The organism is Pseudomonas sp. JZ114, assembly GCF_051027705.1.
Taxonomy (GTDB): domain Bacteria; phylum Pseudomonadota; class Gammaproteobacteria; order Pseudomonadales; family Pseudomonadaceae; genus Chryseomonas; species Chryseomonas luteola.
Map to the genome: position 1 here is coordinate 2,748,555 of NZ_CP069256.1, position 12,864 is coordinate 2,761,418.

Here is a 12,864-nt window from a genome sequence, read left to right on the forward strand (position 1 = left end):
CATATTCTCTACGCTCAAGAGCTAACGTAACCTTTGCTCCAGGACAGCCGATGGCTGGTTTCTTTTAGCAGTAGAAACTTAGGACTAGCTTTATGGGATATGGCAAGAAGAAAGACGGGCTTGTTGAATTGTTATTTGAGGCGTCAGGTCTGTTTTGGCAATTCGGAGCTGCTGTTACAGTTGGGCTAGTTATCGCCGCAGGTTTCGCCTTTTTGTTTGTGCATGACCACATTGTAGCTGCTGAAGCCAACCCCATGCTTGCGCCGGCCGCGCACGCTTATGGTTGGCTCTGCTACCTTCTGCCAATCATTCTTTTAGCGCTTGCTGCGATTTTTGGCAGAAAAACATTAGCCACTTACTTACAGCAAAATCGCTATTAGTCGCGCTCTTGGTTGGGGTGCTATTACACCTATAGAACCTCATCCACTAAGGTGCATCCAGTAACAGATGGGACACAAGGACTGGACGATGATCGCCCGCATCTATGGTCGCTGGATGCCGGCGGCGGATAGCAGTGCTGGGGGTAAAGCAGAACAGGCCTTTGGACAAATGCCCTCAGTGTCCGGAGTAGATAGCGGGATAAATCTCTCCAGCTCATAATAGTAAATTGATTAATCAAGACCACAAGGATGTTCGCAGAGCATGGAAAATAAAGAAATACAGGTACATTCAGATCACGAATTCATTGAAAACCTGGAAGCCCAGATGGAGCAGGCTTATTCTAAGTTTATATTTATAAATGAAGAATTCGACAGGTGCGAGCCGGATAGCCAAACAAGTAGAGCCAGCCGAATCGTAACATTGGAGCTCATAGCCTCAATCAAAAATATTCTCGACCAGATAACGTTCGAAGTATGGAGCTCAATATTTGGCGAAGACGGCAACGAGAAAGTAGCAAAGGACGTTTACTACCCTTATGCAGCTGACGAACAAATGTTTCGATCTGCTCTGGGGAAAATTACCAAGAACCTAGCAGTATCCAATTCATCGGAAAACGTAGAGAAATTTACCGATTGGTTAAGATCAACTCAGCCATTTGGAGGAATTGACTGGAGCCTCGTAACAGTTGGGAAATTGTCCAGACTGCATCATAGAAAACTGATAGATCAAAAGAAAACTAGATGCTATACGGTTGAAGCATACAGCCCTGGAGGTGGTGGAGCTAGCATGACTTTTCACAGCAAGCCAGGCCCCTTTACAATCTGGACATATACCGGACGTGCTGGGGTATCTACTGGAATGGGTAAATACCCGATAGTAAATAAAGAGGAAGACCCTGACGGCAAAGTTGTTGTCCACCGCTTTAACCCAGAAACTATGGACTTTGCGCACGTTGAAGGCGCTAGAACATCTGTAAGTGAGTTTATGGAGTGCAATGTAGAAGATATGCATTTCGATGCCTTGGATCTGTTCCAGAGATCGCTTGCAGCTGTAGGAGAAATCGTTGAGATCAGTCGTGATGGTGGCTATTTAGGTACGGCATCGTCCGATGCATAAATTATTGGAATGACAGCTTTATGCCAGCTTTCGACGTGAAGGCCGCGCCTGATGCGCCCTAGACGGGGGTTCAAATCCCCCCGCCTCCACCAAGCATAAAGGGCTAGCCAAACGGCTAGCCCTTTTTTATTGCCTAAAATCAGCTACTGTTAGAAATAAGGCGATACAATGGCATTTTGATATTTTTAATGTTCCACAGTCTGCACCATGGCAGGCGCTACTAACGACATGGTTGGATAATGAAATACAAGGCTTGGTTACTCGCCATAGCTGGATGCCTGGCTTCCCTGGCCGTCCATGCAGGTGAGCTGACGGATGAGAATGACGAGTTCAGAGAGCGGCGCTCCGTAATCTGGACGGGTGATAAATCTGCCAACGATCTGGTGTTTACCGTATCGGCTAGCCAGGCGACAACAAGCTCAGGCGGTAAGATCACAACATACATTGCCAAGCTGTCCAGCATTGGCAACGAAGCCCGCTTTGGCGATTGCCGCTTTGCTCGCTGGACGATTGACGGCAAGGTCTTCTATGAAATGGAAGGCAAATACAAGCTCAACACCTTTCGTGACATCTACGGCGAAGACTTCACGACGCCCGTGACCCGGGAAGCGCTCGAGTACGTTGCGTCCGGCCAGCGCGTGGAATACAGGGCCTGCGATGTTAAAGGCAAGCTATCTGACGATGATCTCGAAGGGCTTCAGCGCCTCTTGGATGTTACCGAAGGCTGACCTTTCCATCAGCAACTGGGCATTATTCGCACTATGCAATTACCGCTCATTTCAGACTAAAGGCTAACCGGAGTTAGCCGATACCGTAGATACCAGGCAGCAACGTGAGCTGCCGCACTCATTCGTGAGTAGTCTAAGACGCTGCTAAGGATAGAAAAGTGTTCTACTGTCTCGGCCTGATACTCTTTGCTGCAGGATCCTTCTGCCTGTTTTTTGCGCCAGAGGACCTTCAAATCGTTATCGAGGGTGTATTGCTGATGGCTATCGGCTTTACTTACATTCTTGAAGGCAAACGCAGCCAGCGCAAGCTAAAGGCACTGGCATCCTGCCGCTATTCAAGTCTGCATATTCCCGGTCGATAATAAGGCGGGTCTGGCAGTTTCCCTCTCTTTCTGCCCGACCCTAAGCCCCGAGCAATCGGGGCTTTTTATTGCCTGCGTCTATCGCGGCTGAGCATGCCGATAAAGACGCACCAAATGGAAACAGGGTCTTTTAAGAAGCCCCATACAAAAGGGGATGTTCATGACATCCCCTTTCTCTAGTGCCTTATCGCCGCTGTGCTTAGGCGGCTTGCCCTTCCAGCGCAGGCTTTTCATCGGCACTCAACTGACCGTTGATAGCGATGCGCTTGGGCTTGGCCTCTTCCGGTACTTCACGTACCAGATCGATGTTGAGCAGGCCATTCTTCAAGCTCGCACCCTTCACCTCAATGTGATCGGCCAGGCGGAAGGACAGCTTGAAGGCACGCTGGGCGATGCCCTGGTGCAAGTAGGTCACGCTGTCGGCGCTCTTCTCACGGCGGCCGCTCTTCACGGTCAACACGCCCCGCTCTACTTCGAGATCAAGGTCGTCTTCGGCAAGGCCGGCAGCCGCGATCACGATGCGATAGCGATCGTCGCCGTGCTTTTCCACGTTATAGGGTGGGTAGGAGCTACCCGACTCGTTGCGCAGCGCGGATTCGAACAGGTCATTGAAGCGGTCGAATCCAACGGAATGGCGGAACAAGGGAGCAAGAGAGAATGCGGTATTCATATAGGGAATCTCCTGAGTCATCAGCAAGTTTCAACGCAGGGCCCGACTTCGGCGCCCTGCAGGATTCGATATAGGAACCCGCTCGCTTTTTTCAAGTAGCACACCCGATGAACGGTAAATCATGGATCTATAGTCGGACTGATCGAACCAGATAAATCAAACAGAATGGAGCAGGATTTAATCCTGATAGACGACGTTGGCGACCAATAAACCATCTTTTGGGCGATAGCCTATTCACGACCAGCCATAGAGACTTGGCCCGTTTTGCCTGATTGCCATGAGCGTTAGGGCGAAACTCCAGGCTGGCGTCCCGAGGGGGCAGGCAGTGCGGGCGATCCGTGCATGGACGTTATCAACGATCAAGGAGAGAGTCTCTATGTTCAGTTTGAAACCTCTTGTACTGGCGGTATCTGCTCTGACCAGCTTTTCGGCCATGGCAGCATTCGATTCGGCCACACTAACTCAGGAAGGCAATAACAACGAGGTAACCCTCAACCAAAGCGCCGGAACCTACAACACGGCGACGCAGACGCAAACTGGCGATGACAATCAGGCTATTGCCGAACAGACAAACAGTAACAACAGCACGATAGAGCAGGTTCAAGCTGGCAACGCCAACCTAAGCCGAGCAACTCAGGCCTATGCCGAAGAGAGCAGCATCACCACTGACCAGAACGGCAGCAATAACACGGTACTGGCAGGACAGGATGACGTTTCAACCAGTACGATTACCGTCACTCAAGGCGGTGATGCCCACACGGTAGCTGTCCAGCAGATCGGTACGACCGACTCTACCGTTACGGTTTATCAGGAGGGCACTGGACATACCGCATCCATTACCCAGGCGGGCTCAAACCATCTGGCTGAAGCCTATACCTACGGCAGCAACAACACGGTGAATGCCAGTCAGCAAGGCGCTTTCATGGGCGGTCAATACGGCTCGGATCTGACGATGTTTTTTGGGCAGAGCGGTGATTCGAACGTGGTGAATGCCAGCCAGCAGGGATTCGATAATGAACTCTGGACCGGCCAGTATGATGCGAATAACACCATAACGGTTGAGCAGTCCGGCTTTGGTAACGGTCTTCGACTCGCTCAAGATGAAAACAATAACGTCATGACCAGCGAGCAGGCTGGAAGGAACAATACGCAGGCCATGACTCAGTCCGGCAACAACAACGAATTGAATATCAGCCAGGACGGCATGGACCAGCGCGCAACCTTGATCAGCCAGGGAGACAACAACGAAGTCAACATCACCCAGAACGGTACGATTGGAGGGGTAGATATCACGCAGACAGGGAATGACAACCTCGTCAGTACCACCCAGAGCGGAGACTTCCTGCTCTCTACCATCACCCAGACCGGCGATATAAACCAAATTCAGCTCAACCAGACCAACGCCTGGAGCCAGGCCTATATCCAGCAAACAGGAACAGGCAACTCCGCAACAGTTAGCCAGTAATCGTGTCTTTCAGGTGGTTGGCCAAACGGCGCCAGCCGCCTGAGTTTCATAACCAACCGTTTATCTGTCAGTAACCGGCCTTACACAACCTTTACCTTCCTCCTCTTTTTCTTTACAGCGCTTCGTTGTTTTATTGAATGGCCGGCTTTTCATACAGCCGGGCTCCTGAGGAGGAGACATTCATGATTCGCCAGTTACCCAAGATTGCGCTTTTGGTAGGTTGCCTCGCTGCGGCTGGCCAAGCTTCCGCTCACGGTGGGCACGGCCCAGGGCCTGCCATTTTCGGGGCCGTGGTCGGGGCAGTCGTTGGCGGAGCGATTGTGGCTAACTCACGCGCAGCTGAAGCGCCTGTCTACGTACAGGCGGCCCCACCGCCGCCCCCGCCACAGGTGGTTTACTACCCGGCGCAGCCTGTCTATTACGAGACCCAGGTTGTACGCGTAGCTCCTGCTCCGCCGCCACATTATTACTATGGCCCGCCACCTGGCTATTACGGCCCCCCGCCGCGCTGGTAGCTGAAAGAAGCCTCGCTTGATGCGAGGCTTCTTTTTATGAGGCCAAGGCGCTGCTGATCCACAGCCGTTGCAATGACGCACAAGCGCTAAAGGTTCGAATGCTGAGCCTTAGCCTTCGCTCATTGAACCCTCTCCGCAGACTCACGTACCACCGACCGCACATGGCTGATCACAAAACGACTTTCCGGGAGAGCTGGAATACGCGTGATATCGATCGAAAGATCCTGCGGGGGTACGTCATAACGCATCCACTGCGTAAGCGCCTTGATTGCCACCTTTAGCAGCTCGATCGTAATCCACTCACCGGGGCAGCGATGGTTCTGATGATGGTCGCCACCGCCTTGAGTGACAAAACCGAACGGGTTTTCATCCCAAGTCAGAAACCGCTCAGGATCAAATCGCTCAGGGTCCTTCCAGATTCTCGCATCGTGATTGATGCCATAGAGATCCAGCAGAACGCGAGTTCCCTTGGTAAAGGGATAGCCTTTCCATTCGAAGTTCTTGCGAACACGCGCCACTGTAAAGGGAAAGAACGAAAAGACGCGCCGCACTTCTTGTACAAAGGGTTCCAGCATGCTCGGCTCGTCGCGCAGCCGTTGTTGCCACTCGGGGTGCTTGTTCAGGACCCAGGCAGCAAAGACTACAAAGCGTGCAACCGCTACGGTAGGCCTCAGCACATTGAGAATTTCGACCGCAGCCGTTTTAGGATCAAGCCGGTTACCATCACTGTCCTTATGGTGGCTGAAGACGTACAAGGCCGTTTGCGGAGCCGGATTCAACGCACCCTGACGCACCTGCGCGACGAGATCTGCAATCCAGGCTTCAGCTTCTTTGCGGGCCTTTCGGCCATTGAGGTGCCGAAGCCCTATCCCACCCGCGCCATCGATCAGAGCGGTGAGCTGTGAACGGCGCTTGGCTACATCACCCTCGGGCAGCGGCACGCCGGACCACTCACAAACGACCCGGCAGAGCTGAAACTGGGCTGCATAGAGCAGGATAACTTCGTGATTACCGGTCCAGGCGGAAATGTCTCGCTGCCATTGCTCGGCGTACCGGGCCGTCAGTCGTTGGATATTGTCGGGCGTCATCAATGACATGAACATCTGCTTGCGCACGCGGTGCGCCTGCCCGTCCAGCCCTTGAATGGAGCCAAAGCCAAACAGGGTCTTTTTCAACATACGGGGGGCGGCCGCTTCCCGCATGAAAAGCGACTCGTCGTAAAATAGCCTGGCCCCCTCCTCCCCGGACAGACAGATAGTGTTCTGCATGAGCAGGCGCGCCTGAAAGACATCGCTCTGGTAACGACGGCAGCGCTCAGGGATGTAGCGGTATCCCTCCTTGAGCAAGGTGATAGAGCTGTCCAGATGGGGGTCTTTAGGGATCGCTGACATAAACGACGGCACTCCAATTGATCGACTTGCACATTGTCGTAACGCTCTGCCGATGGGCAGGCGAACGCACGCGTGATGCCTTAATCGACCCTGCAGACACGCCAAAGGTGCTGTATGTAGCGACCAGCCGTCAGACTAGCGAAAGCTGCGGCTTAGAAAAGGGGACCCTTTCAAACCAAACCGCCAGGGCACATCGCGCGCCTTGGTAATACCGATCCGTGGCCCTGAAATCGTCTCAAAAGGCACTGTCGGTGCGGCCAATTCGAGGCCTGGCGACTCCAGTACAAGCCCGTCGTGCTCTCCGGTAATTCCCAGAGCCTGACACACACGCCCCGGGCCTGCACATAGCAGGCGTAGCGTATCAAGTCCGCGGCGCTCACGCATGATGTCAATTCCTTCCAGGGGCTCCAATGCGCGGATCAGCACACCCGCACCATGCCCCGTGTCGCAGCAGACGATGTTCAGGCACCAGTGGATGCCATAGGAGCGATAGACATAGAGATGGCCTGGCGGACCAAACATGGTGGCGTTACGCCGCGTAAGCCCGGAAAAGCTATGGGAGGCTGGGTCTTCGCGATCATAGGCCTCGGTCTCAACGATCCGCCCGCCTACACCATTAACGGTAAAAACCCAGCCAATTAGTTGATGCGCCACTTCATGGGCAGGAGATGCAAAATCAATCGGTAAAGTCATGGTCATATTGCCTATACAGTCATAGAGACACATGACACTCCTGAGGACATCAGGTGCCGTTGAATGATCATTCCAGATTGAACGTGTGCAACCTTATCGGCCGATCTTGATGTTGCTTTAACAGATATTTTCTAAAGATCTGGTAGGAATTTTTAATATCTGACATGCCTCACAAAAACCATATGATCCAAAAATAGCCCACGTCTGATAATAATCATGAACAACTTAGTGCCCACTCCCGCGAATGAGTCCGAGCGGATTGCAGAAATTCGGCAGCTATGCCTGATCAATCCGGAGCCGGATCGCGCTTTCGACAAGATCGTTGCGCTGGCTGCTGAGTTGTTTCAGGTCCCGATTGCCCTGATCTCGATTATCGATACTCACCGGCAATGGTTCAGTGCAAGCGTTGGGCTTACCATCAGCGAAACGCCGCGTGAGCACTCCTTTTGCAGTCATGCCATCTTGAGTGATGAGCTTTTCATGGTCAGCGATGCTACCCAGGATCATCGCTTTAGGGACAATCCGCTGGTTACCGGGGAACCTCACATCCGCTTTTACGCAGGCGCTCCCCTGCTGACTCAACAGGGCCTTGGGCTGGGCAGTTTGTGCATCATTGACACGAAGCCACGGCCTTCCCTGGATAAGCATCAGGTAAAGCTGCTGAGTCAGCTTGCCGAGCTGGTCATGACGCGTGTGGAAACGCTGCGCAACCTCAACTTCATTGATCTACCGACCGGCCTGTTCAATCGCCCTCGCCTGGAGAGAGATGTCTCGACCTTTTTCTCGGACCAGGATCTTCCGATCACGCTGGTGGCAGTCGATGTGATTGCGCCTCGCATCCTCAACGACATCGTCAAAGCGTTGGGCTATACGTTTTCAGAACGGCTCATGCTTCTGATCAGGGACCGCCTACAGGCTGTTGTACCCAGGGATCTTGCACTTTACAGGATCAGTCCTACACGCATTGCCTTTATGTTGGCGAACATCGAAACGGAGGCAACTGAAACGCTTTACAGGCATATCCTCGAGTCCTTTGAGGCACCGCTGGTTTGCGACACCATTCCCATCCAGACGCAGATAGGTCTGGGCATTCTGGTCCTTAACAAGGAAAAGGCACGCTCAACGGACTGGATACGTTCGCTCGTCAGCGCAGCAGACGATGCACGGGAAAACAATGCTGGCTGGGAGATGTACAGCCCGCGCCGCGACCATGCGCAGCAGCGCGCCTTTCGCCTGCTGAGCGCACTGACGATAGCACTTCAGGCGGACGATCAGCTCAGGCTCTACTTCCAGCCTAAAATCCAGCTGGCTACCAGTGAGTGTACGTCTGTGGAAGCCTTGCTCCGCTGGCGTCATCCTACACTGGGCGATATCAGCCCAGGCGAATTCATACCGCTGGCTGAAAAGACCTTCCTGATTCGCTCAGTCAGCCTGTGGGTACTCAAGGCTGCAGTCAAACAGGCGAAGGCGTGGCAACAACAGGGGCTGAACCTGACGGTGGCCATCAATGTATCCGCGGCCGATCTGGACGATGAGGTATTTACCGATACGCTGACTGCCCTCCTCAGAGAATATGATCTGCCGGCGCAGCGGCTGGAGGTGGAGTTTACCGAGGGCGCCCTGATCCGGCAGACCGAGGTCGTGCAGCGCCAACTAGAGCGCATCCATGATCTCGGGATCGTCATCGCTATCGATGACTTTGGTACGGGCTACAGCAACTGGTCGTATCTGCGGGATATTCCGGCGTCTGTGGTCAAGCTTGACCAGTCCTTCATCCGCAATACGCTTCGGCAGGAAAAGGATAAACGCATCGTCAGGGCCATGATCAAACTGGCCAAGGAGATGGACTACCGGGTAGTGGCTGAAGGCATCGAGACCGAGGAGATCTACAAGCTGATGCGAAACTGGGGATGCGATGAAGGTCAGGGCTACCTCATGGCTCGTCCCATGCCGGCCCTTGCCCTGCTTGAATGGCTCGAGAGCAGACCGCTTCGCTATTAAAGTTCCTCCTGAGTCCTATCGAACAACAAAGCCGTCTAGCAATTCTCAGCCTCTTAAGGCGGTTTTCTTATCAATGGGATAAACCCTTACTTTTTCTGTCACATCATGAACCGATAGAAAAAAGTATTACTTATGGAATCCGGTAGATCCTCCCTCAGCGCCTTGAGCCCTGGTGAACTGGCCCAACTGGTATTGGCCAATACCTCTGACTATGCCGTGGTCGTGTCCGACCTGTCAGGGACCATCGTGGACTGGAACCCCAGCGCGGAAAAGGTCCTGGGCTGGACGGCAGCCGAAGCCATTGGCCAGCCGATATCTATTTTCTTTACACCAGAAGATTGTGCACAGGATCGGCCTAACGTTGAGATGACGGAAGCCGCCCAATGCGGTTGCGCTAAGGATGAGCGGTGGCATATCAAGCAGGATGGCACACGCTTCTGGGCCAGCGGCGAGATGAGTGCGCTGCGCAGGGATGGCGTGCTGATGGGCTATTCCAAGATCCTGCGTGATCGCACACCCGAGCGTCTTGCTGCAGAGCGCCTTCGACTGGCTCAACAGGTAGGAGAGATCGGAACGTTCGAATTGCACCCGGCTCAAGGACGCATAACCGTGTCTCGGGAGATGTGCCAGCTTTGGGGGCTGCCTGAGCAGGAGAGCTTTCAGATCGAGGAGCTGATTGCACTCATCCATCCTGAAGATCGCGCACGTGTTATCACTAACAGTCATGAGTTTTTAGAGGGTGCGTTGGATTACGTCGAGTATCGTATCCGCAGGCCTGACAACGGAGAGGAACGCTGGATGGCTCGTCGAGGCGAGCCTATCTTGGTCAATACTCGTGAAGGCATGCGTTATTTTGGCGTGTGCTACGACATCACCGATCGCAAACGGGCTGAACAGGCACGGTTGGAAAGCGATGCTCGCTTGCGCAACCTTACCCAAGAGATGCAGGAAGGCTTTTTCGTCGCAGAGCCCATCCTGAACGCAACAGGCCATATGGTTGACTTCCGTTTTATCGAGGTCAACCCAGCCTTTAGCCAGCTGACAGGACTTCCGCCCGAGCAGGTGCAAGGCCGAACCCTCCATGAAGCGCTACCTCATATCGATGACACGCTGATAGAGAGTTATGCACGCTTCATACGTCATAACGATCCCGTACATTTTGAACTGCAGCTGCAGGCGTTGGAAGGTCGTTGGTTCGAGTCCTGGTTAAGGCGTCTGGACCCTACCCGCTTTGTTGTGCTCTTTCTGGATGTCACCGCACGCAAGCAAGCTGAAGCCGCCTTGTCGGAAAGCGAAGCACGCTTCAAGGCCATCACGAACTCCATTGACCAGATGGTCTGGGCCAGTCGCCCGGATGGTCATCATTACTACTTCAACGAGCGCTGGTACGAATTCACCGGATCGGTGCCAGAACATACCGATGGTGACAAGTGGATTGAGATAGTTCACCCCGATGATCGGGAGATTACTTGGGCGTCTTGGCAGCAATGCCTCACAAGTGGTGAGCCCTACCGCACAGAGTTTCGGCTTCGCCATCGCTCCGGCCAATACCGCTGGGTGCTCGGGCGGGCTCAGCCGGTACGTAATGAGCGTGGTACAGTCGAGGGCTGGTTTGGGACATCGACCGATATTCAGGACATCATCGATGCTCGCGAGGTCCTTTCCCGTTCACGGGAGGAGCTTGAAAAGCAAATTGAGCTACGCACGCGCGAGCGTGATCGAATCTGGCGTTTAAGTAACGATCTGATGAAGGTCTGCCAACTAGATGGCCGACTCATTTCGGTGAACGAGGCCTGGTACGAGACGCTAGGCTGGTCGGAAAACGATCTGCTTGGCAGAAACTATCTTGAATTCATTCATCCTGATGATGTTGACCGCGTCACGCATGGGCTCAGCATCATCGATCAGGAACGGCGGGCCCGTTCCTACGAGGTACGCCTGCTCCACCAGAATGGCAACTATAGGTTGACCTCCTGGACAGCCGTACCCGAGGAAGGATTGATCTATTCGGTTGGTCGGGATATTACCGAGCAGCGTCAGCTTGAGGATCAACTTCGTCAATCCCAGAAAATGGAAGCTGTCGGTCAGCTCACCGGCGGTATCGCCCATGACTTCAACAATCTGCTGACGGGCATTATCGGCTCGCTGGACCTGATGCAGCGCCGTTATGAATCGGGGCGCGCCCAGGATCTGGAACGCTATATGAGCGCTGCCGTCACGTCGGCGCAGCGTGCAGCCGCCCTCACCCAACGCCTTCTGGCTTTTTCGCGGCGCCAGGCCTTGGATCTCAAACCGGTCAACCTGAACACCCTGGTTGCGTCGATGGAGGAGCTGCTCAGACGCACCATTGGTGAAAAGATAGTCCTCGATACGACGCTTGCAGCAGGATTATGGCCAGCGCTTACCGATACGAATCAGCTGGAAAGCGCGCTGCTTAACCTTGTGATCAATGCCCGTGATGCCATGCCGGAGGGCGGAACGATCACTATTGCCACCTCCTCGGCGCACTTTGATGAGCACACTGACGATCCACACCTGACATTGGCGCCAGGTGACTATGTCGTACTGTGTGTAAACGATACCGGGACGGGCATGAGTCCAGAGGTTATCGAGCGCGCCTTTGATCCGTTTTTCACCACCAAACCCATCGGTCAGGGTACCGGCCTTGGCTTGTCCATGATTTATGGCTACGCCAAACAATCCAAGGGACAGGTCCGTATCTTCTCCACACAGGGCAAAGGTACAAGCGTCAGGCTATATCTACCTCGATACCGTGGCGCGCTGGATGAGCACGCGATCAATACCGAAAGACAATTGCTTAAAGGCTCCGGAGAGACTGTATTGGTGGTGGAGGACGAAACCATTGTCCGCTCGCTGATCGTCGAAGTGCTCGATGAGCTGGGCTATAGCTCGCTTGAAGCGGTCGATGCGCAGCAGGCGATTCCTCTGCTACAAAATGGTCAACAGATCGATCTGATGATCTCGGATGTGGGGCTGCCGGGAATGAACGGCCGTCAGCTGGCCGATGTAGCCAGAACCCTGCGACCGGAGCTGAAGATCCTGTTTGCGACAGGCTATGCCGAAGGTGCCCAGGTCGAAGGCTACCTGGGCGAAAACATGGAGATCATTACCAAGCCGTTCAATGTGGATGCCCTGGCCAGCAAGATTCAAGAGATGATCAAGGCTCAAGATTGATGCGCGTCAGGAGACTGAAAATCATGCCCCTCTCCCGAAGGGCATGACTCATATCACGAGGCGCCTGCATAAGCCCGTATAAGGCAAGATTGTCAGGGTTGCGCTCCACAAACGCAGTCAACAACCCTGTGTCAATAGGCCACTACGCCTTGCTGGCGATCGGCTTTTGCGCTTTTAGTGTCCAAAAGCAGGCAAATACCTTTAAAATCCGTCGCTTCGCTCAATGGCCGTACGTGAAAAACGAACCTTTAGCGGGACAGACTGATCATGTACGGCGTGTATTCAACTCGCGTGAAGGGAACGCACGAACCCCGTCTTTGCCAACATCGCCCCGCTTCCTTATAAGT

General features: G+C 53.7%; 11 protein-coding genes and 1 pseudogene. 9 read left to right on the plus strand and 3 right to left on the minus strand.

Annotated elements, in window-relative coordinates; translation table 11 throughout:
• Positions 1-92 precede the first annotated feature (92 nt).
• The 5 genes and pseudogenes from JQR90_RS12880 to JQR90_RS12900 all read left to right on the plus strand — a co-directional run bounded on the left by JQR90_RS12880 (position 93) and on the right by JQR90_RS12900 (position 2,587).
• Complete coding sequence (locus JQR90_RS12880) at positions 93-380, plus strand: hypothetical protein (RefSeq protein ID WP_010795037.1); 288 nt, start codon at positions 93-95, stop codon at positions 378-380.
• Positions 381-444: 64 nt separating this feature from the next.
• A pseudogene (locus JQR90_RS12885) lies at positions 445-600 on the plus strand (site-specific integrase); the annotation flags it as partial.
• 42 nt (positions 601-642) lie between these two features.
• A complete protein-coding gene (locus JQR90_RS12890) occupies positions 643-1,497 on the plus strand; it encodes a hypothetical protein (RefSeq protein ID WP_010795038.1) in 855 nt (284 codons plus the stop codon).
• Positions 1,498-1,736: 239 nt separating this feature from the next.
• Entirely contained in the window at positions 1,737-2,225 is a 489-nt protein-coding gene (locus JQR90_RS12895) for a hypothetical protein (protein ID WP_010795039.1), read from the plus strand.
• A gap of 158 nt (positions 2,226-2,383) precedes the next feature.
• Complete coding sequence (locus JQR90_RS12900; protein WP_122042118.1) at positions 2,384-2,587, plus strand: hypothetical protein; 204 nt, start codon at positions 2,384-2,386, stop codon at positions 2,585-2,587.
• A gap of 199 nt (positions 2,588-2,786) precedes the next feature.
• Here JQR90_RS12900 and JQR90_RS12905 read toward each other — a convergent pair whose 3' ends face one another.
• Complete coding sequence (locus tag JQR90_RS12905) at positions 2,787-3,257, minus strand: Hsp20 family protein (protein WP_010795042.1); 471 nt, start codon at positions 3,255-3,257, stop codon at positions 2,787-2,789.
• A gap of 376 nt (positions 3,258-3,633) precedes the next feature.
• Between JQR90_RS12905 and JQR90_RS12910 the strand changes: the two genes are divergently transcribed.
• Entirely contained in the window at positions 3,634-4,722 is a 1,089-nt protein-coding gene (locus tag JQR90_RS12910) for a hypothetical protein (protein ID WP_181591854.1), read from the plus strand.
• Between the two features lie 182 nt (positions 4,723-4,904).
• A complete protein-coding gene (locus JQR90_RS12915) occupies positions 4,905-5,237 on the plus strand; it encodes a hypothetical protein (protein WP_010795044.1) in 333 nt (110 codons plus the stop codon).
• A 119-nt stretch (positions 5,238-5,356) separates the two neighbouring features.
• Here the strand turns inward: JQR90_RS12915 and JQR90_RS12920 are convergent, their stop codons facing one another.
• Together JQR90_RS12920 and JQR90_RS12925 are read right to left on the minus strand one after the other, a co-directional pair.
• Positions 5,357-6,628, minus strand: coding sequence for a cytochrome P450 (locus JQR90_RS12920; protein WP_010795045.1), 1,272 nt, complete (start codon positions 6,626-6,628; stop codon positions 5,357-5,359).
• A 135-nt stretch (positions 6,629-6,763) separates the two neighbouring features.
• Positions 6,764-7,321: a DNA-3-methyladenine glycosylase gene (locus JQR90_RS12925; RefSeq protein ID WP_230382093.1), complete on the minus strand. Its 558-nt coding sequence runs from the start codon at positions 7,319-7,321 to the stop codon at positions 6,764-6,766.
• 216 nt (positions 7,322-7,537) lie between these two features.
• Between JQR90_RS12925 and JQR90_RS12930 the strand changes: the two genes are divergently transcribed.
• The gene (locus JQR90_RS12930; RefSeq protein ID WP_010795047.1) at positions 7,538-9,322 is read left to right on the plus strand and encodes a putative bifunctional diguanylate cyclase/phosphodiesterase; all 1,785 of its coding nucleotides are present in this window, start codon (positions 7,538-7,540) and stop codon (positions 9,320-9,322) included.
• A gap of 132 nt (positions 9,323-9,454) precedes the next feature.
• Entirely contained in the window at positions 9,455-12,517 is a 3,063-nt protein-coding gene (locus JQR90_RS12935) for a PAS domain S-box protein (RefSeq protein WP_010795048.1), read from the plus strand.
• The last annotated feature ends 347 nt before the right edge of the window (positions 12,518-12,864 follow it).